Here is a 26947-nt window from a genome sequence, read left to right on the forward strand (position 1 = left end):
AGCGTCAGAGTCGCGCCAGGTCGGGCCCGTCCTTGGGGCCGAACCAGGCGCGGCGATAGGCTTCCCGGGCCGCGCGCTCGGCGTTGGCGTCGCCCTTGCGGCGCTCGACCTCGGCCAGGCCGGCCAGCGCCCAGCCGTTGTTCCGGACCCTCGCCAGCGAGTCCCTGAACGCCTGCTCGGCCTCGTCGAGCTTGCCCTGGCGCAGCCGGACCGAGCCCAGCGATTGCCGCACCGGGTAGTACCAGTAGGGCGGCTCGGTGTAGGCCAGCGCGTCTTCGATGGCGACGGCCTCGGTGTAGGCCTTGGCGGCAGCGTCGAGGTCACCCGTGGCATCGGCCAGCCGGCCGGTGGCGACCAGTCCCGCGGTGCGCACGATCTCCTTGGCCGGCAGTCCCCAGGGCTCGAAGGGCTTGAAGTCCGCCGTGCGTTCGATCGCGGCGATGGCGTCGATCTCGCGCTGCGCCCCGGCCTTGTCCTTGCGCTGCGCGTAGGCGATGGCGCGCGCATAGTGGTACATGGTCGACACCAGCACCACGTCGTCGGCCGGCGGCGCCAGCTTGAGGATCGTGTCCGGGTCGCTGAACTGGGCACGCGTCGTGTAGTGCGCCGCCTTGATCGGCTGCAGGATCGGGAACATCTTCACCAGTTCGGCCGGCACCGAGGCATCCAGTTTCGCGGCGGCATCGACCGCCGTGCCGCCGTCGCCGCCCATCTGCGCCGAGACCATCACGAAGTGGATGTTGTGCGGGTAGTAGGCGGCCTTGTAGAGCGGGTCCGACGGCGAAGTCTTGAAATAGGCCTCGTCGACCTGGATCGCGCGGCGATTGGCCTCCAGCGAATCACGGTACAGCCCCACGCGGTAGTAGATGTGCGCGGGCATGTGGACCAGGTGGCCGGCACCGGGCACCAGCGCGCCCAGCCGCTTCGCGTAGGGCAGCGCGCGGTCCGGCTGGGCCGACGCCTCCACCGCGTGGATGTACAGGTGGATGGCGCCCGGGTGGGTGCTGTTGCGCTTCAGCACTGTCTCCAGGGTGGCGACGATGTCGGCGCCGCGTCCCTTGGGCTCGGTGCCGCCGGCCTGCCAGTAGTCCCACGGCTGCGTGTCCATGGCGGCTTCGGCATACAGCACCTGCAGCGTGTCGTCGGTCGGGAATCTCGCCGCCACGGCCTTCATGGCGTCGGCGTAGGCGCCATCCAGCGCGCTGCGGTCGGGCGGGGCATCGGCGGCGTAGCGTTTCTCGAGCGCGCCGATCAGCATCTGCTCCAGTTCGCTCGCCCGTCCCTTGAGCGCCACCGCCCTCGCCAGCGCGGCCAGTGCCGGCGCATTGGCCTCGGGCATCATCGGGACATTGATGTTCGGGCCCAGCACCAGCGCCTCGCCCCAGAAGCACATGGCGCAATCGGGATCGAGCTGCTGCGCCGCCTGGAACGCGCGCTGCGCCTCGGCATGGTTGAAGCCGAAGGACAACCGCAGTCCCTGGTTGAAATAGGCCTGGGCCTTGGGGTTGCGGGTGCTGATCGGAAACGACAGCGTGCCGAGGTTGGCGTACAGCGGCACGGTGCCGCCGGCCGCCTGCATCGGCACCGGCTGGAACGGGGCGGTCTCGCTCTTGACCCGGACCAGGGCCTTGAGCAGCGCCGGCGGCGCGCTGACCACCGGGCCGCAGATGCCACCCGACAGCAGGGGATCGAGAGGCGGCGCCTGCTGCCGCCCGGCGTCGACCCCGTCGGGCAGCAGCAAGCCGGTGCCCGCGACGACGACGGCAACCGCCGGCAACAAGCGGCGACGGATCACGAAGCGGTGGTGCGATGGCATGGCATTTCCCCTCTGGAAAAGAGGCGGGACCTGCGATGCGTGCTCGGCTGGCCCCGTCGGTGGAAGAGCCGGATCGAAGCAAAAATTCTGGCAGCCGGCCGCACGCGGTGCAATAGCCCATTGGCAATGCAAATCAACCGGCGTACAACCCATGCGTCAACTCCCGAGGAGCGCGCCATGAACCCGCTTGCCGCCAGCAGCGTGACCTGCATGTTGCCCGTGAAGGATCTGGCGCGTGCCCGCCAGTTCTACGAACAGGCGCTCGGCCTGGAGCCCCTCGGCGCCAAGCCGGACGGCAAGTTCATCTACCGCTGCGGCGGCACCGAACTGGCCCTGTTCCCGAAGCCCGAGGGCACCAAGGCCGAACACACGGCCCTGAGCTTCCGGGTGGCTCGGATCGATCAGGCGGTGGCCGCGCTGTCGCAGCGCGGCGTGCGCTTCGCGGACTACGACCTGCCCGGGCTGAAGACCGTGGACCACGTCTGCGTGCTGGGCTCCGAGAAGGCGGCCTGGTTCGAGGACCCCGAAGGCAACATCCTCTGCTTGCACGAGGACCTGGACTGAGCGCCCTGGTGGCCTAGTGGCTGTCCTCGATGTTGAGGACCTTCCCCAACCCCAGGAAGTAGTTGGCAAACGCCAGCAGCGCCGCCGTCACCGCGATATAGACCGCCGACAGCGCCGCCAGGGTCGGATCGGCAAACTCGCGGACATAGTTGTACATGGCCACCGGCAGCGTCTGCGTGTCCTGGGTCGTCACGAAGAGCGATGCGGTGAATTCGCTGAACGACATGATGGCCGCGAACAGCCATCCACCGAAGAGGCCGGGCGCCAGCAACGGAACCGTGACCGTGAAGAGCACCTTCACCGGCGATGCGCCCAGGCTGGCCGCCGCCTGCTCCAGCCGTTGGTCCAGGTTCTCCATGGACACATAGACGCTGCGCAGCACGAAGGGAAGCACCAGCATCACGTGGCACAGGATGACGATGCCGAATCCGCGCTGCACCGAGGTCTGCGACACCAGGATCAGCAGGCCCAGCCCCAAGGTGAAATGCGGCACCACCAGCGGCGAATGCAGGATCGCGAGGAGCAGCTGCTTGCCCTTGAACTCCAGGCGCTTCACGGCAATGGAGAGGCAGGTCCCGATCACCAGCGCCAGGAACGAAGACCATCCGGTGACGACCATGCTCGATCGAAAGCCATCCCGGAAATCCGGATAGCTGAACACCCGCGCGAACCACTTGAGCGAATACGATTCGGGCGGAAAGGCAAGGATCGCCTTCTCGTTGAAGGCGGCGATCGTCACCACCACCACCGGCAGCAGCACGAAGCCCAGCAGGATGGCGATCAGCAGCGGCCCGGCCACCCGCAGCGGCAGAGGCAGGGAACTTCGGATTCTCATGTCAGTGTCCTCCAAAGGCCTTCAGGCGCTTCGTCAAAAGTCCCAAGGCAAAAAGCGCCGCGACCGTCAACATCAGCCCCATCACGCTCAGGCTGGCCGCCAGCGGAAAATTCATCGAAGAGAACCCGAGTTGGTAGACCAGTGTCGACACCGTGGGCACGCGGCCGCCGCCGATCATCTGCGGCGTCGCAAAGGCACTGAAGGTCCAGGCGAAGGCAGTCGTGATGCTGGCCAGGATGCCCGGCATCGACAGCGGCAGCGTGACCGTGATGAAGGTCCGGACCGGGCCGGCGCCCAGGCTTTGCGCGGCCTTCTCATAGTCGCGGTTGATGTGCGAGATCGCCGTGGCGAGCATCAGCACCACCACCGGGATCGTCACGTGCACCAGCGCGACCAGCACGCCCAGGTGCGTGAACATGAGCTCGAACGGCCATTCGATCAGGCCGAGCTTGCGCAGGGTGCCGTTGATGAAGCCGTTGCTGCCCAGCACGGCGATCCACGAGTAGGTCCGGACGATCTCACCCAGGAACAGCGGCGTGATCGAAACGATCAGGATGAAGGACTTCAGCGCCCGGTTCTTCACGCGGACCAGGGCGTAGGCCAGGGGATAAGCGGCGAGCAGCGAGAAGACCGTGGTCTCCACGCTCAGCAGCAAGGTGTTGGCAAAGGCATCGAGATAGATCGACTTGCCCATGCCGGTGAAATTGGCGAAGGTCAGCCCTCCGACATCCAGCGAGCCAGGAACGAAGGTCCTGAAGCTGAACTGGAACACCGCGGCCAGCGACACGGCGATGCCCATCGCCACAATGACGGCCGGAGAGACCAGCCAGGCCCGTAGATCGGAGCGCATTCCTTAGCCTTGTTCCTGGGACCGGGTCAGTTCATCACGTTTTCGGTGAACCACTTGCGCCACTCGGCCGTCTTCTCGGCGCGCAGCTTGTTGTCGATGACGATGGTCTGGGTATCCCACTGTGCCTTGGTCGTGAACACGCCCGGCAGCTTCGCGTCTTCGGCCGAGACCGTCGCGTTGTCGACCACCGGGCTGGCCTTCTTCGAAGCGACGATCTTCGACTGCACTTCGGGCGACAGCGCGATGTTCAGGAACTTGTAGGCCAGGTCGGTCTTGGTGCTGCCCTTCATGATGGCCATGGTGTCGACGCCGAGCACCGCACCTTCCTTGGGCATGACCACCTTGATCGGCACGCCCTGGCTTGCCATGTGGTACGCATTCATCGAGAGGATGACTTCCACGGGCGTTTCGCCGGTGGCGATCAGCTGCTGCGCATTGGCGTCATTGGTATAGAAGGCCTTGAAGTTGGGCTTGAGCGCCTTGAGCTTGTCCTGGCCTTTTTCCCACGACTTGGCATCGCCGCCCGACAGCATGGCCGACACCGCGATCAAGTGGCTGGGGTCGAAGTCGGGAGCGCTGATCTTGCCCTTGAGGGCCGGATTCCACAGGTCGTTCCAGCTGTCGAACTTGACGCTCGGCGGCAGCAGGTCGGGGCGATAGCCGATGGAGTACACATAGGCCCAGCTGCCGATGTGGTACGGGCTGATCTTGGCGCGGTCGACCAGGCGGCTGGCGTTCGGGATCTTGCTGGTGTCGAGCTGCTCGAACAGATCGCCGTTGACGTAGAGCCAGCCGACATGCGAGGTCGTGAACGTGATGTCGCTCTCGGGCTTGGAGGCGAGCTTGGCCTTGTTCAGGCGGTCGATGGTGCCGCCGGTCACGTACTTCACCGGCACGCCGGTCTGCTTGGTGAACTCGCGGCCGATGTTCTCGTCGATCAGGTCGCGGAAACTGCCGCCCCATGTGCTCACCACCAGGGCGTTGTCCTGCGCGTACGCCGATGTGGCGGCCAGCGTGGCGGAAAGCATGCACAGTGTCAAAAGCTTGCGAATCATTGAAAACCCTCAAATCGAAAAGTTGAACGTTGGTCGGAGCTGCCATCCGTCGGCGAGTGGCCTGACGATGCAAGCATTACGCCAGCACCCGGTCCACTCACTTCAGCGACCGGATGATGTGGAACTCGCGACTTGCGGCCAAGTCGCCTTTTACTTAGAGGTGCCTCAATTTTCCTGATGGGCGCGGGTCGGCGGGCAACGCTCGGAAATTCCTAAACGGTCGCCCGGAAAATACAAATGGCTCCAGGGGCCAGCGCAGATGAGGATCGCCATTCCCGTCATCAGCCCCGAGCAACATGAAACACACCCGCATCCGGCCTTTCAACACCAAGGCCACCTACCCCGAACAGAAGCTCGACAACGACCTTTGCCAGGCCGTCGTCGCCCGCGGCAGCATGGTCTTCCTGCGCGGACAGATCGGACAGAACCTCGAGACCTCCGAGAGCGTCTGCATCGGCGATGTCAGCGGACAAGCGGAGCAGGCCATGGCGAACATCGCGATGCTGCTCGAGGAGGCCGGCGGCGAGCTCCAGGACATCTGCAAGATCACGATCTACATCATCGATCCGCGCTACCGCGAGGCCGTGTACCTCGTCGTGGGCCGCTGGCTGAAGGGGGTTTTCCCGGTGTCTACAGGCATCGTGGTGTCTGCCCTCGCCCGTCCGGAATGGCTGGTGGAAATCGATGCCACCGCGATGATCCCCGACTGAGCCCCATGACCTTCTCCATCATCGCGCGCTGCCCCGCCACCGGGCAGTTCGGTGCCGCCGTGGCCTCGTCCTCCCCCGCGGTCGCGGCGCGCTGCATCCGCGGCCGCAAGGGCGTGGGCGCTGCCGCCAGCCAGAACATCACCGATCCGGATCTGGGCCCGCTCGCCCTGGACCTGCTCGCCAGCGGACTGACGCCGGCGCAGGCAGTGGCCGAGTTGCAGAAGCGCCCCTTCATCGACTACCGCCAGGTGATGGCCATCGATGCGTCGAACCCGCCGGTGGTCTTCACGGGCGCCAAGGCGCTCGGCACGCTGGCCAGCGTGGTCGGCACGCATGCCGCCTGCGCCGGCAACATGCTGCTCACCCGCGAAGTGCCCCAGGCGATGCTCTCTGCCTTCGAGAGCGCCGAAGGCTCGCTGGCCGAACGCCTGATGCAGGCCATGCTCGCCGGCCAGGCGGCCGGCGGCGAGGAAGGCCCCGTGCATTCGGCCGGCCTGCTGGTCTACGGGGAGCAGAACTGGCCGATCGTGGACCTGCGGCTGGACTGGGTGGAGCTCGACCCGGTGCAGGCCCTCTACGCGACCTGGAAGGTCTACGAGCCGCAGCTGCAGGCCTACATCACGCGGGCACTCGACCCGCGCGCCGCCCCGAGCTTCGGGGTGCCTGGGAACCTCTGAAGGGCCGCCGGTACACTGGACTTTTAACGTCATGTGCCGCCCCACGGCCTCTTCTCTTCCTCGACATGCTCAACCGCGTTTCCCTGCGTCAGATGGAGTATTTCGTCGCCACCGCGACGCATGGCAGCATCGCCGCCGCGTCGGCGCAGATCCATATCTCCTCGCCCTCGATCTCCGCGGCCATTGCGCATCTCGAATCCGAACTGAACGTGCAGTTGTTCGTCCGCCATCCTTCCAAGGGGCTGGGCCTGACCGCCATCGGCACCCTGGTGCTGAAGCAGTGCGAGGACGTGCTCGACCAGTCCTCCCGCCTGTATGAAATCGCCTCGGACTCGAGCGATGTCATGCAGGGCGCCTTGCGGGTGGGCAGCTTCCAGTCGCTCACCGCCATGATCGCACCCGAGGTCATCTTCGGGTTTTCGCGCGCGTTCGAGTCGGTGGACGTGGAGCTGGTCGAAGGCGACCAGGTGGTCCTGATGAACAAGCTGCGCGCGCTCGAGATCGACCTGGCGATCACCTACGACCTGCACCTGGGCGAGGACATCGAGTTCGAAACCCTGGCGACGCTGCCGCCCTATGTGCTGGTGAGCGAACTGCATCCCCTGGCGCAGGAGAAGGCCGTCACCTTCGAGGACCTGGCGGGCCAGCCCTACGTGCTGCTGGATCTGCCGATGAGCCGGGAGTATTTCACCTCGCTGTTCGCCAAGTCCGGCGTCACGCCGAATATCGTGGCGCGCTCGCGCTCCGAGGAAGTGGTGCGGTCCATGGTGGCCAACGGCATCGGCTATGCCCTGTTCAACGTGCGGCCCAAATCGAACCAGGCGCTCGACGGCAAGCGCATGGTGCGCGTGCGCCTGGCCGGCACCCATCGCCCGATGCAGTTGGGCCTGGCGACCTACAAGCCGATGAAGCAGTCGCGACTGACCCGCGTCTTCATGGAGCGCTGCCGTGCCTACATCTCCGACCAGTACATCCCCGGCATGAGCGCGGCGAGCTTCTTCGACCCCCACATCACGGCGCCCTGAAGCGCCCCACACATCGCCATGGATCAAGCAAGTTCTGCAAGCATCTCCAGCATCTCGCTGCTGGAAACCCTGATCGCCTTCCCCTCGGTGTCCCTGAAACCGAACATCGGGCTCATCCACAAGGTGCAGGAGATCCTGGCGCAGGCCGGCATCGAATCGATCCTTGCGCCCGACCCGCAGGACGCCAGCCGGACCAACCTGTTCGCCACGGTGGGCCCGCAAGGCGTGCCCGGCGTGCTGCTCTCCGGCCACACCGACGTGGTGCCGGTGGACGGCCAGCCCTGGACCTCGCCGCCCTTCGAAGCCACGCACAAGGACGGCCGCATCTACGGTCGCGGCGCGGCCGACATGAAGGGCTTCGTCGCCTGCGCGGTCGTCGCCATGGTGGCGGCTGCCCGCAGGCCGCTGACGCGGCCCCTGCAGCTGGCCCTGTCCTTCGACGAGGAGATCGGCTGCGTCGGCGTTCGCCACCTGCTGCGCCGGCTCGAGAAGCAGCTTCCCGCGCCCCACCTTTGCATCGTCGGCGAGCCCACGCTGATGCGCATCGGCACCGGTCACAAGGGCAAGGCCGCCTACCGGGCGGTCTGCTGCGGCCAGGCCGGCCATTCGGGCCTGGCGCCCCGGTTCGTCAACGCCATCCACATGGCGAGCGACCTGGTCGCGTCGGTGCGCGAGGTGCAGCGCGAACTCTCCGAAACCGGCCCGCGCGAGGAGGGCTACGGCGTGCCCTACTCCACGGTCCACGTCGGCGTGATCCAGGGCGGCCGGGCGCTGAACATCGTGCCCAGCGAATGCGAGCTCAGCTTCGAGATCCGCCATGTCTCCGAGGACCAGCCCGAGGAGATCCTGGCGCGCGTGCTGCAGCGCCTGGTCGAACGCGTGGCGGCCGATGCGGTGCATCCCGAGGCCCCCCTGCCGGGCATCCAGCTGACCAACAGCTATCCCAGCCTGAGCACGCCCGAGGACTCGGAGGCAGTGCGCCTGCTCAGCGGCTTGCTGCCTCCCGGCACCCGCTGCACCAAGGTCGATTTCGGCAGCGAAGGCGGCTTGTTCAAGCAGAGCTGGCACGAAACCCCGGTGCTGATCTGCGGCCCCGGCAGCATCGAGGTGGCGCACAAGGCCGACGAGTACGTGGAACTGTCGCAGATCGAGGCCTGCGACCGGATGATGGCCGCGCTCGTCGACTTCCTCTGCCGCTAGGGCCTGTTCACCCTACTTCCGGGGTCGCGAAGGTATGCCAGGGCGGGCCAATCAAGGCGCGCGACGCCGCATGTGCGTTGGCACATGCAAGGAGCGCAACGCGGAGTGGCGCGCCCTGGCATACCTTCCCTTCGGGTTGCCGAGCAAAGGGGCCGTCTGCGGCGTTGCCCGCGCTTGCAAGGCGCAAGCCTTGCTGCGCGCGGGCGCCTTGCATCCAGCCCCTTTGCTCGACAACGCGATCCCCGGAAGTAGTGTGAACAGGCCCTACCTGAAGAAGTCGAGGATGCGGTTGCGCTCCGCCGGCGCCGCCGGGGGCGCCACCTGCGCGCCGGCCAGGTCCTCGGCCGGCAGCGGCGCCAGCGCGGGGTCGAGCCCCAGGCTGGCCACGCCGTGCCCCGGCGCATAGTCGTCGAAGTACCACTCGCCGTCGACCTGCAGCACGCCGTCGGGCGCCTTCAGCGGAGCCACCGGCACGCCCTTGAGCGCCGCCTGCATGTAGCCGGTCCAGATCGGCAGGCTCAGGCTGCCGCCGGTCTCGCCGCGCACGCCGAGCTGGCGCGGCGTGTCATAGCCGACCCAGGCGATGCCCACGCGGGTCGGCTGGAAACCGGCGAACCAGGTGTCGAACGAATCGTTGGTGGTGCCGGTCTTGCCGTACAGGTCGTCGCGCCGGATCGCCTGGTAGGCGCGCGACGCGGTGCCGCCCTTCACCACGCTCTGCAGCAGCGAATCCATCATGAACGCATTGCGCTCGGGGATCGCGCGCCGGGCCTCGTCGAGCACCGGCGGCTCGGTCTCCATCAGGATCTTGCCGCGGGCGTCGGTGACCCGCGTCACCAGGTAGGGATTGACGCGAAAGCCACCGTTGGCGAACACCGCATAGCCGGCAGCCATCTGCATCGGCGTCACCGAGCCGGCACCCAGCGCCATCGGCAGGTTGGCAGGCTGCTTCTCGCGCTCGAAGCCGAAGCGCGTGACCCAGTCCTGCGCATAGCCGGCGCCGATCGACTGCATGACGCGCAGCGTGACCAGGTTCTTCGACTGCTGCAGCGCGCGCCGCAAGGTGATCGGGCCGTCGTAGCCGCCGTCGTAGTTCTTCGGCTCCCAGGCCGTGCCGCCGGCGCCGGCCTCGAAGAACAGCGGCGCATCGTTGACCACCGTGGCCGGCGTGAAGCCCTTCTCGAGCGCGGCCGAATAAATGAAGGGCTTGAAGCTCGAGCCCGGCTGGCGCCAGGCCTGCGTCACGTGGTTGAACTTGTTCTTGCCGTAGTCGAAGCCGCCCACCAGCGCCTGGATCGCGCCGCTGCGCGGGTCCAGCGCCACGAAGGCGCCCTCGACCTCGGGCAGCTGCGTGATCTCCCAGGCGTTCTTCGGCGTGCGCGCCACGCGGATCACCGCGCCCGGCCGGATCCGGATGTTGCGCGCCGCCTTTTCGGCCAGCCCCGACTGCGCGGGCCTGAGCCCCTCGCCGGCGATCTGCAGCGTCTCGCCGTTGGCGCGCACTGCACGGACCTCGCGGGCGCTCGCCTGCAGCACCACGGCGGCCACCAGATCGCCGTTGTCCGGGTGCTCGGCCAGCGCATCGTCGACCGCGTCGTCGAGTGCCTTCGGGTCGTCGGGCAGGTCGACGAAGGCCTCGGGCCCGCGATAGGGCTGGCGCCGCTCGTAGTCCATGATGCCGCGGCGCAGCGACCGGTAGGCCGCCTGCTGCTCGGCCGCGACCAGCGAGGTCGTCACCTTGAGCCCGCTGGTGTAGATGCTGTCGCCGTACTGCGCATGCATCATCTGGCGCACGGTCTCGGCCACGTACTCGGCATGCAGCCGCGACGGGTCCGCGGCGTCGCGCAGCTGCAGCGGTTCGCGGCGCGCCGCATCGGCCTGCGCGGCGGTGATGAAGCCGGTCTCCTGCATGCGGTCGATCACGTAGAGCTGGCGGGCCCGCGCGCGGCGCGGATTCGCCACCGGGTTGTTGGTGCCCGGCGCCTTCGGCAGGCCGGCCAGCATGGCGGCCTCGGCCACGGTGATGTCCGCCAGCGGCTTGCCGAAATAGGTCTCGGCGGCCGCCGCGAAGCCGTAGGCGCGGTTGCCCAGGTAGATCTGGTTCAGGTAGATCTCGAGGATCTGGTCCTTCGTGAGCTGGCGCTCCATGCGCATCGCCAGCAGGATCTCCCAGGTCTTGCGCTGCACGGTGCGCTCCGAGCTCAGGTAGACGTTGCGCGCGACCTGCATCGTGATGGTCGAGGCGCCCTGCTTGCGGCCGCCCTGCAGGCTGGCCAGCGCGGCGCGCGCGAAGCCCTTGTAGTCGACCCCTCCGTGTTCGTAGAAGCGCGCGTCCTCGACCGCCAGCACGGCGTCCTTCATGACCTGCGGAATCTGCGCGAAGGGTGTCAGGTTGCGGCGCTCCTCGCCGAACTCGCCGATCAGCGCGCCGTCGGCCGAATAGACCCGCAGCGGCTGCTTGGGCTGGTAGTCCGACAGCTCGGAGATGTCGGGCAGCCGCGGGTAGATGGTGGCCACCGCGATGCCGCCGGCGATCGCCAGCACGACCACGGTGCCGGCCGACAGCGCGGCGATCCAGGCGACCGGACGGCGCCAGCCGGGTGCGCGGGAGGGGGTTTCGGACGGAGAAGTCATGGCAAGGAGGGAGCAGGAACAGGGCGCGATGGTTCCCCATCCGGGCGATGCCCGTGTGAAGCCCCTGTTCGCAGGACTTCACACAGGCTTCACACAAGGCTGTTTTCGCGCCGCCGGACTTCGAACGGCCTTCCCACTGGCTTCTCGCTCGCTCCGGACAGTGGCTCCCGTGCAAGTTCGCACGAGAAGGAGAAGGAAAAACACCATGGACGCCCCCCTCTACCGCCCCGGCCGACGGCTCTGGCTCGTCACCCTGACACTGGCCGTCGCCAGCTTCCTCGCGCTGAGCGTGCGGCCGCTGCATGCGCAGGAAGCGCCGGGCCCGCGCGCCAGGACCGAGAGCCCGTATTTCTTCGTCAAGAGCGACGACCCCGAGCTCGATCGCCTGCCGCTCAAGGGGACCGAGGTGGACGTCAGGATCTCCGGGGTGATCGCCGACGTCACGGTCACGCAGACCTACCGCAACGAAGGCCAGCGGGCGATCGAGGCGCGCTATGTGTTCCCGGGCTCGACCCGGGCCGCGGTCGGCGCGCTTCAGGTGCGCATCGGCGAGCGCCTGATCACGGCGCAGATCCGCGAGAAGGCGCAGGCGCGCATCGACTACGACGCCGCGAAGAAGGAAGGCAAGACCGCCGCGCTGCTCGAGCAGCACCTGCCCAACGTGTTCCAGATGAATGTCGCCAACATCCTTCCGGGCGACGAGGTCCGGGTGGCGCTGCGCTACACCGAGCTGCTGGTGCCGCAGGGCGGCAACTACCAGTTCGTCTATCCGACAGTGGTCGGGCCGCGCTACAACAGCCCGCAGTCGGAGAACGCGCAGGCGCGCTGGGTGGCGCAGCCCACGCTGCGCGCGGGGGTTGCGCCGAGCACCGCCTTCAAGCTGAAGGTCGCGCTCGACATGCCGATGGCGCTGCAGGAGGTGCGCTCGCAGACGCACGCGATCTCGCTTGCACGGCGCGACGGCGACGCCCATGCCGACGTCACGCTGGCGCCCGGCAGCGGCGCCGCGGACAACCGCGACTTCGTGCTCGACTACCGGCTCGCCGGCGATCGGGTCCAGTCCGGGCTGATGCTCTACCAGGGCCAGGGCGACGGCGCCGAGAACTTCTTCCTCGCCATGGTCGAGCCGCCGAAATCGGTGGCAGCGAACGCCATCTCGCCACGCGACTACATCTTCGTGGTCGATATCTCGGGCTCGATGCACGGCTTTCCGCTCGACACTGCGAAGGCCATGCTGGAGCGCCTGATCGGCGGCCTGCGGCCCAGCGACACCTTCAACGTGCTGCTGTTCTCGGGCAGCAACCGCATGCTGTCGCCGCACTCGGTGCCGGCCACCCGCGCCAACATCGCGCAGGCCCTGGCGACGATCCAGAACTACGGCGGCAGCGGCAGCACCGAGCTGATCCCGGCCCTGCAGCGCGCCTATGCCGAGCCGAAGGCCGAGGGCGTCTCGCGCACGCTGGTGGTGGTGACCGACGGCTATGTCACGGTCGAGCGCGAGGCCTTCGAGCTGGTGCGCAAGAACCTGGGCCACGCCAACCTGTTCGCCTTCGGCATCGGCTCCTCGGTCAATCGCCACCTGATGGAAGGCCTGGCACGCGCCGGCATGGGCGAGCCCTTCGTGATCACCGATCCGGTCCAGGCGCCCGAGCAGGCCGCGCGCTTCCGCCGCATGGTGGAGTCGCCGGTGCTGACCCAGGTGAAGGCGCGCTTCGAGGGCCTCGACGTCTACGACGTCGAGCCGGCGGTGCTGCCCGACGTGCTCGGCGAACGCCCGGTGATCGTGTTCGGCAAGTGGCGCGGCGAAGCCCGCGGCCGGCTCGTGGTCGAGGGCCGCGGCGCCGAGGGCCCCTACCGGCAGGCGCTGAAGATCGACCCGGAGGCGCGCCGCGACGCGGCCGCCCTGCGCAGCCTGTGGGCGCGGCATCGCATCGCCAGCCTGTCCGACCAGGAGGCGCTCGAAGGCGGCGACGCGCTGCGCCAGCGCATCACCGAGCTGGGCCTGCGCTACGGCCTGCTCACGCAATACACCAGCTTCATCGCCATCGACCGCGTGGTGCGCAACCCGGCGCCGCAGAACGCCGCCGGTGTCGACCAGCCGCAGCCATTGCCCCAGGGTGTAGCCGAGAGCGCGCTCGGCCAGGGCCTGGGCGCCGAAGTGCCGAGCACACCCGAGCCCGAGACGCTGGGCGCGATCGCGGTGGTGCTGTCGATGCTGGCGATGCTGAGGCGCCGTGCGCGGCGCAACGACAGGCGGAGGTTGACTTCCTGAGACCTTGCGGGACCTCCTGAGACCTTGCGGGACAGACCAAGAACTGCGAAGCAGTTTTGCTCTGTCCTCAACTGATCAGAAAAAGCACCACCATGACCCTGACCTCCCCAACCTCCCTAGCCACCCGCCACCCCCGCCTCTTCGAAGCCGGCATCCAACTCGACCGCCTGCCCGCCCTCGCCTGGCTCGCGCTCCAGGCCGCTGCCCTGGCCCCCACCTGGGCCTGGATGGCGCGGCGCATGCTGGACCGCTCCGACGATCCGCTCGGCCTGCTGGCGATCGCGGCGCTGGCGCTGCTGGTGTTCATGCTGCGGCACGGACTGCGCGCGGCGCCGCGCCTCGGCTGGCTGGCGCTGGCCGCCCTGGCGACCCTGGCCGCCACCCTGGGCCGCACCGGGATCGGCCCGGTGCCGCCGCTGCCGCCACTTGCCGCCGCGCTGCTGGCCATGGCCGCGCTGGCCTGCGCGCTGCTGGCCTTCCTGCCGCGCGAGGTGCCTGCGGCGCCGGTCGCCGGGCTGGCGGTGCTGGCGCTGCCGCTGCTCTCTTCGCTGCAGTTCTATGCCGGCTACCCGCTGCGCGTCGTCACGGCCGAGGCCAGCCGCTGGCTGCTGGCGCCGGGCTTCGAGGTCGCGCGCGAGGGCAGCAGCCTCTGGATCGATGGCCGGCTGGTGATCGTCGACGCGCCCTGCTCGGGCGTCCAGATGGCCTGGTTCGGCTACTTCACGGCCTGCGTGGTCGCGCTCTGGGCGCTGCGCGACAACCGCGCATTCCTGGCCCGGCTGCCGGCGGTCGGCCTGCTGGTGCTGGCCGGCAACATCGTGCGCAACAGCCTGCTGGTGGCCCTGGAGGCGGCCGGCCAGGCGCCGCCGCCGTGGTTGCACGACGCCTTCGGCCTGGCCTTGCTGGCGGCGGTCTGCGGCGGCATCGCCTGGGTCATGAACCATTCCCGGGGAGACCGCCATGGCGATCACCGTGCTTGACCGCTGCTTCGCCAACCGCCTGGTGCATCGCATGCTGCACAAGGCCCTGTTCGGCTTCGCCATGCTGCTCTGCCTGGCCTGGTCGGGCAGCGCGGCGCTGCATCGGGCGCCGCCGGCCACGGCCGCCTCGGTCTTCCACGAATGGCCGAGCGAATGGGACGGCGCGCCGCTGCGCCCGCTGGCCCTGAGCGAGGTCGAACACCGCTTTGCCGAGCGCTTCCCGGGCAGCATGGCGCGCCTGACCGACGGCCAGCAGGTGCTGGTGCTGCGCCAGGTGAACGCGCCGACGCGCATGCTGCATCCGGCCGCCGACTGCTACCGCGCGCTGGGCTACAGCATCGCCCAGGCCCGGCTGGAGCGCGACCTGCACGAGCGACTGTGGCGCTGTTTCGTCGCCGAGCGCACCGGCGGTCGAAAAATCCGGGTCTGCGAGCGTATCGTCGACGCCGAGGGCGGCGCTTTCACCGACACTTCAGCCTGGTACTGGGCGGCGGCCAGTGGCCGCTCGAACGGCCCCTGGCAAGCCGTCACCTTGGCGAAACCGATCGAGTGAGAGTGATTTGCTGAAGAAAGCGCTGGTTTACCTGCTGTTCGCGACCCTGGCCCTGGTTTTGACGGCGGCGGTCGCGGTGTTCCTGATCCTGAAGCTGGCGCTGGCACCGGGCCGCGACGAATGGCCGGCCCGCTTCCAGGCCGGCCCGGTGGCCGTCGACGTCGGCGTGCCGACCGCGATCCGCCTGGCCACCTCCTCCTGGTTCGCCCCCTGGCTGGCCGGCCGCACGCTGGACACCGCCCACGGCCCGGTCCGCTTCGGCTGGAACGCCGCCAGCGAGACCCTGGAGCTCGACTGCGCGCCCTGCAGCGCCACGGTCCCGGCCCTGGGCAAGGCGCCGATCCGGCTCGACAGCCTGCGCGCGACGGTGCGCCGCGACGCCGGCATGCTGAGCGGCACGCTCGAAGCCGCGCCGCCGGCCCGGCCGCTGGCGGTCGACGGCCGCACCGACGACGGCATCCTGCGCGGACGCTGGACCGGGCGGCTGACGCAGCAAGCCCTGCACATCGACATCCAGGTCCCCGAGACGCCGATCGCGCGCTGGTACACCGTGCTGGCGCCCGATCTGGCCGAACTGCAGCGCGCCCGGATCGGCGGCACGCTGGCGCTGGGCGCCCAGGTCGGCCTGCCCGCCGGCACCTTCGCGGTGCAGCCGCGCATCGCCGACTTCACGGTCGACGGGCTGGGCACCGAGACCCTCGCCAACGCACGCACCACCTGCGGCGCCCCGAGCCGGCTCGGCACCGACAGCTGGCTGGCGCGCGCGGTGATCGCGGCCGAGGACCAGCGCTTCTTCACCCATCCGGGCTACGACATGACCGAGCTGGCGGCCTCGCTGGAGGTCAATCAGAAGGCCTCCAAGGCCGAACGCGGGGGCAGCACCCTGAGCCAGCAGCTGGCCAAGATCCTCGTGACCGGCGGCGAACAGAGCGCCGACCGCAAGCTGCGCGAGCTGCTGTATGCGGTCGAGATGGAACAGACGCTGGGCAAGGCGCGGATCCTCCAGCTCTACCTCGACAACGCCCCCTGGGGCGCCCGGATTTGCGGCGCCGATGCCGCGGCGCGCACCTATTTCAAGCGCCCGGCGCGCAACCTCGAGCCGGTGCAGGCGGTCTGGCTGGCGGCCATGCTCAACAACCCGGCCCTGGCCGTGCGCAAGTGGCAGCAAGAGGGCAACATCAACCTCGACCGGGCCAAATGGGTGGCCGACGGGGTGCGCGGCATCAGCAAGGCGCAGCGCGATGCCCTGTTGCGCAGCGTCGCCACGGCCCGCTTCGCACCACCTTGACGCAACCGGCGCCGCGCACCAAGTCGGCGCAGCGAGAGGGCCCGCCACCCGCTTCTTCGCTGGCACATGTCTTGCGATGGCATCCCCAATGGATGCTGTCACCGCCCCCCCGCCCGCAGCTGTTGAAATCGTCGCGCTGAGCAAGCGCTACGCCGCCGGCACGCCGCCCGCCGTCGACCAGATCGACCTGCGGATCGCCAGCGGCAGCTACTGCTGCCTGCTCGGTCCGTCCGGCTGCGGCAAGAGCACGACGCTGCGGATGGTGGCGGGCCACGAATCGGCCTCCGGCGGCGACATCCTGCTGGACAACCGCAACATCACCAACCTGCCGGCCGCGGCGCGCGGCACGGCGATGATGTTCCAGAGCTTCGCGCTGTTTCCGCACCTGTCGGCGCTCGACAACGTCGCCTTCAGCCTCAAGATGAAGGGCGTCTCCAAGAGCGAGCGCCACAAGCGCGCCGGCAACCTGCTCGAGCGGGTCGCGATGGGCCACCTGGCCGGGCGCAAGCCGGGCGAGCTGTCGGGCGGCCAGCAGCAGCGCGTGGCGCTGGCGCGGGCCCTGATCACCGAGCCGCGCGTGCTGCTGCTCGACGAGCCGCTGTCGGCGCTCGACCCCTTCCTGCGGATCCAGATGCGCGCCGAGCTGCGGCGCTGGCAGAAGGAGCTGGGCCTGACCTTCATCCACGTCACCCATTCGCAGGAAGAGGCGATGGCGCTGGCCGACACCATGGTGGTGATGAACAACGGCCTGATCGAGCAGGTCGGCTCGCCGCACGAGGTCTACAACCATCCGGCGAGCGAGTTCGTGGCGCGCTTCATGGGCGGCCACAACGTGTTCGCGCTGGACGACGGCAAGGTTGCGGTGCGCAACGACCACACGCGGATCGCGCCGGCCACCGGCGCGGCGGGCGAGCCGGGGCTGGCCGCGCAGGTCACCGACGTCGAATACCAGGGCACCTACGTGCTGCTCGGCCTGCGCCTGACCGGCGTGCAGCCGGAGCAGAGCGGCATCTCGGTGCTGCTGTCCGAGCAGGAATTCGCCGGCCGCAGCTACGAGGTCGGCGACAGCGTGCGCGTCTCGTGGGCCGAGTCCGATGCCCGGACGCTGGGCCCCGGCGCCACGCGCCCCGAAGCACGCGGCGGCGGTACGTCGCCGCCGCGACGCGCGCCGCTGGCGGCCCTGGCGGCGATGGCGGCCTGACAGCGCCCGCGACCGGCCCCGGCCTCTCCCCCCTTTTCTTCACCACCGCCTCTCAGGAGACCTCCCATGTCCAAAAAAATCGAAACCCCGACCCTCGGCGTACAGCGCCGCACGCTGCTGCAGGGCACGGCGGGCATCCTCGCGGCGGGTGTCTTCCCGGCCATCCATGCGCAGGAGAAGATCGTGCTGCGCTACCTCGGCACCGCGGTCAACCAGGACAAGGCGATCGCCGAGAAGTTCAAGGCCGACACCGGCATCGAGATCCAGTACGTGGCCGTCACCACCGACGACGTCACCAAGCGCGCCGTGACCGCGCCGAACAGCTTCGACCTGATCGACACCGAGTACTTCTCGCTGAAGAAGATCGTGCCGACCGGCAACCTCAAGGGCATCGACACCAAGCGCGTCAAGAACGCCGACAAGATCACATCGCTGTTCACCAAGGGCGAGGTCGCCGGCAAGAAAGTCGGCGACCAGGGCACGGCGCCGATCAAGGTGATCTTCCTCGAGGGCGAGAAGAGCAAGGCCTTCTCGAAGACGCCGACGCAGTTCATGTCGCTGATCCCGACCACCTACAACGCCGACACGCTGGGCATCCGGCCCGACCTCATCAAGCGGCCGATCGGCTCCTGGGCCGAGCTGTTGAACCCCGAGTTCAAGGGCAAGGCGGCAATCTTGAACATCCCGTCGATCGGCATCATGGACGCGGCGATGGTGGTCGAGGCCAAGGGCATCCACAAGTACGCCGACAAGGGCAACATGACCAAGGCCGAGATCGACCTGACGATCAAGACCTTGATCGAGGCCAAGAAGGCCGGGCAGTTCCGGGCCTTGTGGAAGGACTTCAACGAGTCGGTCAACCTGATGTCCTCGGGCGAGGTGGTGATCCAGTCGATGTGGTCGCCGGCCGTGACCGCAGTGCGCAGCAAGGGCATCGCCTGCACCTTCCAGCCGCTCAAGGAAGGCTATCGCGCCTGGGCCTCGGGCTTCGGCCTGCCGGCCACCCTGTCGGGCAAGAAGCTCGACGGCGCCTACGAATTCATCAACTGGTTCCTCGACGGCTGGGCCGGTGCCTACCTGAACCGCCAGGGCTACTACAGCGCCGTGCTGGAAACCGCCAAGGCCAAGATGGAACCCTACGAGTGGGCCTACTGGATGGAAGGCAAGCCCGCCGCGCAGGACATCAAGAGCCCGCAGGGCGACGTCATCGCCAAGGTCGGCGCGGTGCGCGACGGCGGCAGCTACGAGGAGCGCATGGGCGGCATCGCCTGCTGGAACGCCGTGATGGACGAGAACGAATACATGGTGCGAAAGTGGAACGAGTTCGTGGCTGCATGACGACAGGATGAGCGCGCCCTCGACCACCAGCCACGCGACCTTGCTGCCTGCCCACGCCGTCAAGGCCTGGTGGCAGGCGGCGCCGTTCGCGCTGGTGTTCCTGTTGTTCTTCCTGATCCCGCTGGCGCTGATCGCGATGGTCAGCCTGTGGAACTTCAACGAGTACGAGTTGATTCCGGCGATCTCGCCGCGCAACTACTTCGCGATCTTCGAGGGCTGTTCGCACCTCACCGACAACGGCGACCTCTGCGTCACCTTGTCGACCTACCTCAGCACGCTCAAGTTCTGCCTGCTGGTCTGGGGCATCACGCTCCTGATCGGTTTCTCGGTGGCCTACTTCCTGGCTTTCCACGTGCGCTCGCCGGGCATGCAGACGCTGCTGTTCGTGCTGTGCACGGTGCCGTTCTGGACCTCCAACGTGATCCGCATGATCTCGTGGGTGCCGCTGCTGGGCCGCAACGGGCTGGTGAACAAGGGGCTCATGGGCCTGGGCCTGGTCGACGCGCCGGTCGAGTGGCTGCTGTTCTCGGACTTCTCGGTGGTGCTGGCCTTCGTGCACCTCTACACGATGTTCATGATCGTGCCGATCTTCAACTCGATGATGCGCATCGACCGCTCGCTGCTCGAAGCCGCCAACGACTCCGGCGCCTCGGGTTGGCAGACGCTGTGGAACGTGATCGTGCCGCTGTCGCGCACCGGCATTCTGATCGGCTCGATCTTCGTCATCACGATCGTGATGGGCGACTTCGTCACCATCGGCGTGATGGGCGGCCAGCAGATCGCCTCGGTCGGCAAGATCATCCAGGTCCAGACCTCCTACCTGCAGTTCCCGCTGGCAGCCGCCAACGCGATGATCCTGCTGGCGGTGGTGCTGATGATCATCTGGGGCCTCACGCGGCTGGTCGACATCCGGAAGGAGCTCTGAGTTGAGCCATCGGATTGGTGAACAGCGCAGCGCCGGCTTCTGGCCCCTGGCCCTGGTCTTCGCGCTGTTCGTGGTCTTCCTCTACGGCCCGATGATCACCATCTTCGTGCTGAGCTTCCAGGGCCCCGAGGGCGGCCTCACCTTTCCGCTGCGCGGCGTCTCGCTGCACTGGTTCCGCAAGCTCGCCGAGGGCCTGGGCACGGTCGACATCGGCGCCGCCTTCGGCCGCTCGCTGATGCTCGGCGCGGTGGTGATGGGCTTCACGGTGGTGCTGTCGGTGCTGGCCGGGCTGGCGTTCCGCAAGCGGCTCAAGGGCGGCAACGCCCTCTTCTTCGTCACGGTGGCGAGCCTGATCATGCCGTCGATCATCGTGTCGCTGGGCATCGGGCTGCAGTTCCGCCTGCTCGACACCGGCCTCAAGTGCGCGCTCGGCGCGATCGGCGCCGAGGGCCTGCTCGAGAACTACGGCACCGCGCTCGGGCTGCTCACCTCGGCCCTCGGCGCCCACCTGACCTGGACGCTGCCCTTCGGCCTCCTGATCATGTTCGCGGTCTTCAACCGCTTCAATCCGGCCTACGAAGAAGCCGCGCGCGACCTCGGCGCCACGCCCTGGCAGAGCTTCCTGCACGTGGTGCTGCCGCTGATCGGGCCGTCGGTGGTCGGCATCGGCATGTTCGGCTTCACGCTGAGCTGGGACGAGATCGCGCGCACCTCGCAAGCCATCGGCGACGTCAACACGCTGCCGCTCGAGCTGCAGGCGCTGACCTCGACCGTGACCACGCCATCGATCTACGCACTCGGCACGGTGACCACCGTCGTGTCGTTCGCCGTGATGGCGATCGCGCTGGGGTCGGCGGCGCTGCTGGGGCGGCGTTCGACGCGGCGCCGCTGACGCCCGCGGTCCACCATGAAGCGGCTGCTGGTCATCAACCCGAACACCTCGGCCTCGGTGAGCGCGCTGCTCCAGCAGCACCTGCAGGAGCAACTGGAGGGGGCCCTGGCGGTGCACACGCTCACCGCGCGGTTCGGCGCGCCGTACATCGCCAGCGAGGCCACCTACGCGGTGGCGCAGCATGCGGTCCTCGATGCCTGGGCCAGCGCCCATGCGCACGGCGAGCGGCCCGACGCGATCCTGATCGGCTGCTTCGGCGACCCGGGCCTGTTTGCCCTGCGCGACGGCGCCGGCGTACCGGTCGGGGGGCTGGCCGAGGCAGCCTTCGCAGCGGCCGCCCGGCACGGCCGCTTCGCCATCGTGACCGGCGGCGAACGCTGGCGGCCGATGCTCGATCGGCTGGCGTCCTCGCTCGGCTTCGCGGCGTCGCTGGCCGGCATCCACACGGTGGCGCCCAGCGGCGCCCAGTTGGCCCAGGACCCGGTCGGCGCCCGCCGCCTGCTGGCCGAGGCTTGCCGCGAGGCCGCGACCCGCTTCCAGGCCCAGGCGGTGATCCTCGGCGGTGCCGGCCTGGCGGGCATGGCGGTCGATTTCGCCGCTTCGGTGCCGGTGCCGCTGATCGACAGCGTCAGCGCCGGCGGCGAGTGGGCGCTCGAGGCCGTCCGCGGCGGCGAGACGGCGGCCATGCCCCCGGGTTTCGGCGTGGCTTGGCAGAACGTGTCCTGGGAGCTCGAGTCGCTGGGCTGACTGGCCCCACCGCCAGCGCGGTCGCCCCGACCGTGCCACCATGCCAGGATGAGCACCACCTCCCACGCCCATCCGTCCCCCGCGGTCGAGCCGCTGTCGCTCTCCCAGCCGCGCGGCATCGACCAGATCGTCGCCGGCGTCTCGACCAGCGACGGCGACGGCGTCAAGCTCACGCGCGTGCTGCACCAGCCGCTGCAGCAGCGGCTCGATCCCTACCTGATGCTCGATGCGTTCAGCAGCGACAACCCGGGCGACTACATCGGCGGCTTCCCGAGCCACCCCCACCGCGGCTTCGAGACCGTGACCTACATGATCTCCGGGCGCATGCGCCACCGCGACAGCGCCGGCCACGAAGGCCTGCTGTCGAACGGCGGCGTGCAGTGGATGACCGCCGGAAGTGGCCTGGTGCACAGCGAGCTGCCCGAGCAGGAGGAAGGCCTCATGGAAGGCTTCCAGCTGTGGCTCAACCTGCCGGCCAAGGACAAGATGCGCGAGCCCTGGTATCGCGACATCCAGAGTCCCGAGATCCCGGAGTTCATCACCCCGGCCGGCGTCCACGTGCGCGTCATCGCGGGCGTCAGCCACGCCGTCCATGGCGCGGTCCAGCGGGAACACACCGAGCCGCTCTACCTCGACATCACGCTGCCGCCCGGGGCCGAGTTCGCCCAGCCGCTGCTGGACGACCGCAACGCGCTGGTCTACGTGTTCCGCGAGTCGCTCTACATCGGCAGCGCCGAGATCCCGACCAAGCGCATGGCGATCCTGGCCAACGAGCCCGGCAGCGATGGCGTGGTGCTGCGGGCGCCGGCCTCGAACCACAGCCCGGCGCGCGCGCTGCTCATCGCCGGCAAGCCGCTGCACGAGCCGATCGCCCAGTACGGGCCGTTCGTCATGAACACGCGCGAGCAGGTCACCCAGGCGGTGCACGACTTCCAGAACGGCAAGCTCGGCTGACCGCACGGGAGGGCGAGTCGCGAGCGCCCGCGGTTCATGCTTCTTTACCAGACCTCACCCCGGGCTCACGATCGCGATACATGGCGGCGCCAGACTTCCTCTCACCTGCTGCCCATCGGCGGCAGGCTTCTTCGAAAGGAAGCACTCTCATGATCCCGTCTCGCAAAAGCCTTCTCTGGGCCGGTCTGCTGGCCTCGGCCACCTTCGCCTCGTCCGGTGCCTTCGCACAGGCGCCGCTGACGGCTCCCCCGCCGGCCGCCGCCGCCCAGCCAGGGGCCCAGGCGCCGGCCAAGCCGCAGCGCCATGAGGCCGACCGCGCCGAACGCTTCGAGCGCATGCAGGCCCACCGGGCCCAGCGGCTGGCGGCCCTGAAGGAAAAGCTCAAGCTGACCCCGGCCCAGGAAGGCGCCTGGAACAGCTTCACCACCGCCCAGCAGCCCCCGGCCCGCCCGGCAGGCCAGCCGGATGCCGATCGCGCCGAGTTCGCCAAGCTGACGACGCCCCAGCGCCTCGACAAGATGCAGGCGCGCCAGGCCGAGCGCAGCGCGATGTTCGCCAAGCGCGCCGATGCCACGCGCAGCTTCTATGCCGCCTTGTCGCCGGAGCAGCAGAAGACCTTCGATGCCGAATCGATGCAACGCTTCGGCCCCCGCGGTGCGGGCGGTCCTGGCGACCACCACCACCACCCGGCCCCGCCGCCCGCCAAGGGCTGATCCTGTCCTCCGCGGCAAAGCCCCCGGCACCCACGTGCCGGGGCTTTTTTCATTCGGCCGCCTACTTCGGCGTGCCGGTCTTGTCGGTCGGGTTGGTGGGCACTTCAGGCCGCTCGCCCTTTTCGCCGAAATGCGGCTTCACCTTCCGGCCTGTCTGGCTCACTTCGATGCGAGACCTCTCGCCGGTCGGCGCCGGAATCGCGTTGGGCTGGTGATTCACCGTGGTCGTCGCCTCGCCCTTGGGCACGTTGTTGGTGGCGTTGCTGCGGTTGTGGATCCGGGCTTCCGACTTCACCACCTCGCGCGAGGCCGGGTTGCTGCCGTCCGGCCGTTGGGTCGGATTGGCGACCCCCGCCGGGGTCCTGGTGCTGGCCTGGCCCGCCACCGCGGGGTCGGGCTGGGCCGGGACCACGGTGGTGCCCTGGGCCATGGCGAGGCCCGCCATGCCCATCAGGCCGGCGAGGACGGTGGTGGCGACGATTCGTTGCTTCATGATGGCTCCTGTCTCTCTGGGTCGTTCGTTGAACAAGTCGAGCCCTTTGCTTCAAGCTCTGGATGCACCGTAGAAGGGCACGGGCGGCCGCCATGTGGGGCTGCGGCCGGGCTGCCTGTAGGCGCCATGCCCCCTTGAGCGAAGGCCGTCGCAGGAGGTGGTCCGTTCCTACAGCCACGGCGCCTGGCCCGGCTTACAACCATGCTTGTGAAGCCTCCCCTGCATACGGGCGCCACCGCCGCGCCGGCGACCTCGCTCAAGGTCATGACCGTGAACACCCACAAGGGCTTCACGGCGCTGAACCGCAAGTTCATCCTGCCGGAGCTGCGCGATGCGGTGCGCACGGTGGGCGCCGACGTGGTGTTCCTGCAGGAGGTGCTGGGCACCCACTCGCGCCACTCGCGCAAGGTCGACAACTGGCCCGAGGCACCGCACTACGAATTCCTGGCCGACACCATGTGGCCGCAGTTCGCCTACGGCCGCAACGCGGTGTATCCCAAGGGACACCACGGCAACGCCGTGCTGTCGAAGTTCCCGATCGTCCACTATCGCAACCACGACGTCTCGATCGTCGGGCCCGAGAAGCGGGGCCTGCTGCACTGCGTGCTGCGGCTGCCGGCGCGGCCGATCGACGTCCACGTGATCTGCGCCCACCTGGGGCTGGCCGAGACCCACCGCCTGCAGCAGCTCGAGCTGCTGTGCCACATCGTGCGCGACGAGGTGCCGGCCGATGCACCCCTGATCGTCGCCGGCGATTTCAACGACTGGCGCGGCCGCGCCCACCAGATCCTCGCCCAGGGGGCTTCGCTGAGCGAGGTCTTCGTGCAGGCCCATGGCAGCGCGGCGCGAACCTTTCCCGCCCGCTTCCCGCTGCTGTCGCTGGACCGCATCTACGTGCGCAACGCCCGCGTCCATTCACCGGTGGTGCTGCCGCGCCGGCCTTGGTCGCACCTGTCGGACCATGCCCCGCTGGTGGCGGAGATCGCGCTGTGAGCAGCGACACCCCCGACACGGCCGCCGCCGGCCGGCGCTGGACCGACGGCAACCGCGTCGCGCTGCTGGAAAACGGCGAGCAGTTCTTTCCGCGCGTGTTCGAGGCCATCGGCGAAGCCCGGCGCGAGGTGATCGTCGAGACCTTCATCCTGTTCGAGGACAAGGTCGGCGAGCAGCTGCACGCGGCGCTGAGCGCGGCGGCCCGGCGCGGCGTCAAGGTCGACCTGATGATCGACGGCTTCGGCTCGCCCTCGCTGTCGCCCGGCTTCATCGCCGGCCTGATCGCGGCGGGCGTCAAGGTGCGGGTGTTCGATCCCGGCAAGCGCATCTTCGGCCAGCGGCTCAACGTCTTCCGGCGCATGCACCGCAAGATCGTGGTGGTCGACGGCACGCTGGCCTTCGTCGGCGGCATCAACTATTCGGCCGACCACCTGCTCGACTTCGGCCCCAAGGCGAAGCAGGACTACGCGGTCGAGCTGACCGGCCCGATCGTCTCCGAGATCCATCGCTTCGTGCTGCAGGCGATCGCGGTCGGCGGCAAGGGCGCAGGCTGGTTCCGGCGCCGCATCCGAGCCTCCGCGCAAGACGACAACGCGCCCACGGGCGAGGCCGCGGCGCAATTCGTCACCCGCGACAATCGGCGCCACACCAACGACATCGAGCGCCACTACCTCGCGGCCATCCGCAGCGCCCGCCAACGCATCGTGATCGCCAACGCCTATTTCTTTCCCGGCTACCGCCTCATCAAGGAGCTGCGCCGTGCCGCCCGGCGCGGCGTCGACGTGCGGCTGATCCTTCAGGGCGAGCCCGACATGCCGATCGTCAAGGTGGCGGCCAGCATGCTCTATCACCACCTGCTGCATGCCGGCGTGCGGATCTACGAATATTGCGAGCGCCCGCTGCACGGCAAGGTGGCGCTGGTGGACGAGCGCTGGAGCACCGTCGGCTCGAGCAACCTCGACCCGCTGAGCCTGTCGCTCAACCTCGAAGCCAACGTGATCGTGCGCGACCGGGGCTTCAACCAGACGCTGTGGGAGCGGCTCGACGCGCTGATGCAGAACAGCTGCAAGCGGATCGAGGCCTCCGATCTCGACGAGTGGAGCAGCTGGCGGCTGGTGCGCAGCTTCTTCATCTTCCACCTGCTGCGCTGGTACCCCTCCTGGGTCGGCTGGCTGCCGCGCCACGCGCCGAAGCTGGAGCCGCTCGACACACCCCTGCCCCAGGGCGGCGGCGCCACGCGGACGGACGCGGCATGAAGGCCCAGGTACAGGCACCGGCCGCCGGCGGCTGGCGGCTGGTGAAACGCGTCGGGGCCTGGCTGTTCTTCGCGGCGGTGCTGGCGCTGGTCGTGCGACAGGCCCGCACGATCGACTGGAACGAGGTGCTCGACGCGCTGCGCGCCATTCCACGGCCGGCGCTGCTGGCGGCCGCGGCGCTTGCAGCCTGCAGCCACCTGCTCTACAGCACCTTCGACCTGCTGGGCCGCCGCATGACCGGCCACCGGCTCGGCACCCGCATCGTGATGCGCGTCACCTTCATCAGCTATGCCTTCAACCTGAACCTCGGCGCCCTGGTCGGCGGCGTCGCCTTCAGGTACCGGCTCTACTCGCGGCTGGGCCTGGACAACCTGACGATCACGCGGGTGCTCGGTTTCAGCATGCTGACCAACTGGCTGGGGTACCTGGTGCTGGCTGGCGCGGTGTTCTGCTTCTTTCCGATGGTGCTGCCGCCCGACTGGAAGATGGACGGCGAAGGGCTGCGCATCCTTGGCGCTCTGCTGCTGGCCGGGGGCGCGGCCTACCTCGGCCTGTGCGCGATCGCGCGGCAGCACACCTGGCGGCTGCGCGGCCACGAACTGGACACGCCGTCGCTGCGCATGGCGCTGCTCCAGCTCGCGATGTCGATGCTGAACTGGTCGCTGATCGGCGGCATGATCTGGCTCCTGCTGCAGCGCCAGCTGCCCTACCACGAGGTGCTGGCCGTGGCGCTGGTCGCCGCGGTCGCCGGCGTCATCACCCACGTGCCCGGCGGCCTCGGTGTGCTGGAGGCCGTGTTCCTCGCGCTGCTCGGCCACCGGGCGCCGCAGGGCACGCTGCTCGGCGCGCTGCTGGCCTACCGGGCGATCTACTACCTGCTGCCCCTGATCCTCGCCGCCCTCACCTACGTGGCCACCGAGCTGCGGGCCCGGCAGCTCCGGCGGCGGCTGCCGAGCGCCTCTTCCTGAGCGTCCGG

Annotated in this window: 25 protein-coding genes; 19 read left to right on the top strand and 6 right to left on the bottom strand. The window is 68.8% G+C overall.

All coding sequences use genetic code 11. The features are described from left to right. Positions 1–4: 4 nt before the first annotated feature. Positions 5–1816 carry a tetratricopeptide repeat protein gene (locus tag QTI68_RS03015; protein ID WP_286519589.1) on the bottom strand — a complete coding sequence of 604 codons (1812 nt, stop codon included), beginning with the start codon at positions 1814–1816 and terminating at the stop codon, positions 5–7. A 177-nt stretch (positions 1817–1993) separates the two neighbouring features. Between QTI68_RS03015 and QTI68_RS03020 the strand changes: the two genes are divergently transcribed. Then, the gene (locus QTI68_RS03020) at positions 1994–2380 is read left to right on the top strand and encodes a VOC family protein (RefSeq protein WP_286519591.1); all 387 of its coding nucleotides are present in this window, start codon (positions 1994–1996) and stop codon (positions 2378–2380) included. Between the two features lie 13 nt (positions 2381–2393). On the opposite strand, the gene QTI68_RS03025 is transcribed toward QTI68_RS03020, so the two are convergent. From QTI68_RS03025 to QTI68_RS03035, 3 genes are read right to left on the bottom strand one after another with little or no spacing between them, the layout of a single operon-like run. After that, the gene (locus QTI68_RS03025) at positions 2394–3215 is read right to left on the bottom strand and encodes an ABC transporter permease (RefSeq protein WP_286519592.1); all 822 of its coding nucleotides are present in this window, start codon (positions 3213–3215) and stop codon (positions 2394–2396) included. Between the two features lies 1 nt (position 3216). Beyond that, complete coding sequence (locus QTI68_RS03030; RefSeq protein WP_286519594.1) at positions 3217–4065, bottom strand: ABC transporter permease; 849 nt, start codon at positions 4063–4065, stop codon at positions 3217–3219. A gap of 26 nt (positions 4066–4091) precedes the next feature. Further along, the gene (locus tag QTI68_RS03035; RefSeq protein ID WP_286519595.1) at positions 4092–5093 is read right to left on the bottom strand and encodes an ABC transporter substrate-binding protein; all 1002 of its coding nucleotides are present in this window, start codon (positions 5091–5093) and stop codon (positions 4092–4094) included. 323 nt (positions 5094–5416) lie between these two features. Here QTI68_RS03035 and QTI68_RS03040 point away from each other — a divergent pair, with 323 nt between their 5' ends. The 4 genes from QTI68_RS03040 to argE all read left to right on the top strand — a co-directional run bounded on the left by QTI68_RS03040 (position 5417) and on the right by argE (position 8732). After that, positions 5417–5830 carry a RidA family protein gene (locus tag QTI68_RS03040; RefSeq protein WP_286369672.1) on the top strand — a complete coding sequence of 138 codons (414 nt, stop codon included), beginning with the start codon at positions 5417–5419 and terminating at the stop codon, positions 5828–5830. 5 nt (positions 5831–5835) lie between these two features. Next, complete coding sequence (locus QTI68_RS03045; RefSeq protein ID WP_286369673.1) at positions 5836–6507, top strand: DUF1028 domain-containing protein; 672 nt, start codon at positions 5836–5838, stop codon at positions 6505–6507. Between the two features lie 65 nt (positions 6508–6572). Beyond that, positions 6573–7532, top strand: coding sequence for a LysR substrate-binding domain-containing protein (locus tag QTI68_RS03050; protein ID WP_286519596.1), 960 nt, complete (start codon positions 6573–6575; stop codon positions 7530–7532). An 18-nt stretch (positions 7533–7550) separates the two neighbouring features. Next, entirely contained in the window at positions 7551–8732 is a 1182-nt protein-coding gene (argE, locus tag QTI68_RS03055) for an acetylornithine deacetylase (protein WP_286519597.1), read from the top strand. A 264-nt stretch (positions 8733–8996) separates the two neighbouring features. Here argE and QTI68_RS03060 read toward each other — a convergent pair whose 3' ends face one another. Continuing rightward, a complete protein-coding gene (locus QTI68_RS03060) occupies positions 8997–11366 on the bottom strand; it encodes a penicillin-binding protein 1A (RefSeq protein ID WP_286519598.1) in 2370 nt (789 codons plus the stop codon). A gap of 205 nt (positions 11367–11571) precedes the next feature. Here QTI68_RS03060 and QTI68_RS03065 point away from each other — a divergent pair, with 205 nt between their 5' ends. From QTI68_RS03065 to QTI68_RS03115, 11 genes are all read left to right on the top strand, one after another. Then, positions 11572–13638 carry a VIT and vWA domain-containing protein gene (locus QTI68_RS03065; protein ID WP_286519599.1) on the top strand — a complete coding sequence of 689 codons (2067 nt, stop codon included), beginning with the start codon at positions 11572–11574 and terminating at the stop codon, positions 13636–13638. Positions 13639–13730: 92 nt separating this feature from the next. After that, positions 13731–14618: an exosortase Q gene (gene xrtQa, locus QTI68_RS03070; protein ID WP_286519600.1), complete on the top strand. Its 888-nt coding sequence runs from the start codon at positions 13731–13733 to the stop codon at positions 14616–14618. After that, positions 14599–15171, top strand: a complete 573-nt coding sequence (xrtQb, locus tag QTI68_RS03075; protein ID WP_286519601.1) for an exosortase Q subunit 2 — start codon at positions 14599–14601, stop codon at positions 15169–15171. Before xrtQa ends, xrtQb begins: the two co-directional genes overlap by 20 nt. 7 nt (positions 15172–15178) lie before the next feature. Further along, positions 15179–16459: a biosynthetic peptidoglycan transglycosylase gene (locus tag QTI68_RS03080; protein ID WP_286519602.1), complete on the top strand. Its 1281-nt coding sequence runs from the start codon at positions 15179–15181 to the stop codon at positions 16457–16459. An 88-nt stretch (positions 16460–16547) separates the two neighbouring features. Next, positions 16548–17660: an ABC transporter ATP-binding protein gene (locus tag QTI68_RS03085; protein WP_286519603.1), complete on the top strand. Its 1113-nt coding sequence runs from the start codon at positions 16548–16550 to the stop codon at positions 17658–17660. A 66-nt stretch (positions 17661–17726) separates the two neighbouring features. Further along, positions 17727–18998, top strand: coding sequence for an ABC transporter substrate-binding protein (locus QTI68_RS03090; protein ID WP_286519604.1), 1272 nt, complete (start codon positions 17727–17729; stop codon positions 18996–18998). A 7-nt stretch (positions 18999–19005) separates the two neighbouring features. Further along, positions 19006–19923 (top strand): ABC transporter permease, encoded by a 918-nt coding sequence (locus tag QTI68_RS03095; RefSeq protein WP_286519605.1) that lies wholly within the window; start codon positions 19006–19008, stop codon positions 19921–19923. A gap of 1 nt (position 19924) precedes the next feature. After that, the gene (locus tag QTI68_RS03100) at positions 19925–20815 is read left to right on the top strand and encodes an ABC transporter permease (protein WP_286519606.1); all 891 of its coding nucleotides are present in this window, start codon (positions 19925–19927) and stop codon (positions 20813–20815) included. Between the two features lie 15 nt (positions 20816–20830). After that, complete coding sequence (locus QTI68_RS03105) at positions 20831–21562, top strand: aspartate/glutamate racemase family protein (protein ID WP_286519607.1); 732 nt, start codon at positions 20831–20833, stop codon at positions 21560–21562. 48 nt (positions 21563–21610) lie between these two features. After that, a complete protein-coding gene (locus QTI68_RS03110) occupies positions 21611–22516 on the top strand; it encodes a pirin family protein (RefSeq protein WP_286519608.1) in 906 nt (301 codons plus the stop codon). Between the two features lie 149 nt (positions 22517–22665). After that, positions 22666–23229, top strand: coding sequence for a Spy/CpxP family protein refolding chaperone (locus QTI68_RS03115; RefSeq protein ID WP_286519609.1), 564 nt, complete (start codon positions 22666–22668; stop codon positions 23227–23229). Positions 23230–23290: 61 nt separating this feature from the next. Here QTI68_RS03115 and QTI68_RS03120 read toward each other — a convergent pair whose 3' ends face one another. Beyond that, positions 23291–23722 carry a serine/threonine protein kinase gene (locus QTI68_RS03120; protein ID WP_286519610.1) on the bottom strand — a complete coding sequence of 144 codons (432 nt, stop codon included), beginning with the start codon at positions 23720–23722 and terminating at the stop codon, positions 23291–23293. 201 nt (positions 23723–23923) lie between these two features. On the opposite strand from QTI68_RS03120, the gene QTI68_RS03125 reads away from it, so the two are divergent. The 3 genes from QTI68_RS03125 to QTI68_RS03135 are packed head-to-tail and all read left to right on the top strand — an operon-like array spanning position 23924 to position 26939. Then, positions 23924–24715, top strand: coding sequence for an endonuclease/exonuclease/phosphatase family protein (locus tag QTI68_RS03125; RefSeq protein ID WP_503011616.1), 792 nt, complete (start codon positions 23924–23926; stop codon positions 24713–24715). Beyond that, entirely contained in the window at positions 24712–25971 is a 1260-nt protein-coding gene (clsB, locus tag QTI68_RS03130; RefSeq protein WP_286519612.1) for a cardiolipin synthase ClsB, read from the top strand. The genes QTI68_RS03125 and clsB overlap by 4 nt, the downstream gene beginning before the upstream one ends. Next, on the top strand, positions 25968–26939 hold the full coding sequence (locus QTI68_RS03135; RefSeq protein WP_286519613.1) for a lysylphosphatidylglycerol synthase domain-containing protein: 972 nt from the start codon (positions 25968–25970) through the stop codon (positions 26937–26939). Before clsB ends, QTI68_RS03135 begins: the two co-directional genes overlap by 4 nt. Positions 26940–26947: the final 8 nt, after the last annotated feature.

Source organism: Variovorax sp. J31P207, assembly GCF_030316965.1.
GTDB lineage: Bacteria > Pseudomonadota > Gammaproteobacteria > Burkholderiales > Burkholderiaceae_C > Variovorax > Variovorax ginsengisoli_B.

Coding starts and splice junctions, on each gene's coding strand:
- xrtQb (WP_286519601.1), top strand. CDS start 14,599: ATGGCGATCACCGTGCTTGACCGCTGCTTCGCCAACCGCCTGGTGCAT.
- xrtQa (WP_286519600.1), top strand. CDS start 13,731: ATGACCCTGACCTCCCCAACCTCCCTAGCCACCCGCCACCCCCGCCTC.
- QTI68_RS03035 (WP_286519595.1), bottom strand. CDS start 5,093: ATGCTTTCCGCCACGCTGGCCGCCACATCGGCGTACGCGCAGGACAAC.
- QTI68_RS03085 (WP_286519603.1), top strand. CDS start 16,548: ATGGATGCTGTCACCGCCCCCCCGCCCGCAGCTGTTGAAATCGTCGCG.
- QTI68_RS03015 (WP_286519589.1), bottom strand. CDS start 1,816: ATGCCATCGCACCACCGCTTCGTGATCCGTCGCCGCTTGTTGCCGGCG.
- QTI68_RS03030 (WP_286519594.1), bottom strand. CDS start 4,065: ATGCGCTCCGATCTACGGGCCTGGCTGGTCTCTCCGGCCGTCATTGTG.
- QTI68_RS03135 (WP_286519613.1), top strand. CDS start 25,968: ATGAAGGCCCAGGTACAGGCACCGGCCGCCGGCGGCTGGCGGCTGGTG.
- QTI68_RS03090 (WP_286519604.1), top strand. CDS start 17,727: ATGTCCAAAAAAATCGAAACCCCGACCCTCGGCGTACAGCGCCGCACG.
- QTI68_RS03065 (WP_286519599.1), top strand. CDS start 11,572: ATGGACGCCCCCCTCTACCGCCCCGGCCGACGGCTCTGGCTCGTCACC.
- QTI68_RS03040 (WP_286369672.1), top strand. CDS start 5,417: ATGAAACACACCCGCATCCGGCCTTTCAACACCAAGGCCACCTACCCC.
- QTI68_RS03050 (WP_286519596.1), top strand. CDS start 6,573: ATGCTCAACCGCGTTTCCCTGCGTCAGATGGAGTATTTCGTCGCCACC.
- QTI68_RS03120 (WP_286519610.1), bottom strand. CDS start 23,722: ATGAAGCAACGAATCGTCGCCACCACCGTCCTCGCCGGCCTGATGGGC.
- QTI68_RS03095 (WP_286519605.1), top strand. CDS start 19,006: ATGAGCGCGCCCTCGACCACCAGCCACGCGACCTTGCTGCCTGCCCAC.
- QTI68_RS03060 (WP_286519598.1), bottom strand. CDS start 11,366: ATGACTTCTCCGTCCGAAACCCCCTCCCGCGCACCCGGCTGGCGCCGT.
- QTI68_RS03115 (WP_286519609.1), top strand. CDS start 22,666: ATGATCCCGTCTCGCAAAAGCCTTCTCTGGGCCGGTCTGCTGGCCTCG.
- QTI68_RS03110 (WP_286519608.1), top strand. CDS start 21,611: ATGAGCACCACCTCCCACGCCCATCCGTCCCCCGCGGTCGAGCCGCTG.
- argE (WP_286519597.1), top strand. CDS start 7,551: ATGGATCAAGCAAGTTCTGCAAGCATCTCCAGCATCTCGCTGCTGGAA.
- QTI68_RS03105 (WP_286519607.1), top strand. CDS start 20,831: ATGAAGCGGCTGCTGGTCATCAACCCGAACACCTCGGCCTCGGTGAGC.
- QTI68_RS03025 (WP_286519592.1), bottom strand. CDS start 3,215: ATGAGAATCCGAAGTTCCCTGCCTCTGCCGCTGCGGGTGGCCGGGCCG.
- QTI68_RS03045 (WP_286369673.1), top strand. CDS start 5,836: ATGACCTTCTCCATCATCGCGCGCTGCCCCGCCACCGGGCAGTTCGGT.
- QTI68_RS03125 (WP_503011616.1), top strand. CDS start 23,924: ATGCTTGTGAAGCCTCCCCTGCATACGGGCGCCACCGCCGCGCCGGCG.
- QTI68_RS03020 (WP_286519591.1), top strand. CDS start 1,994: ATGAACCCGCTTGCCGCCAGCAGCGTGACCTGCATGTTGCCCGTGAAG.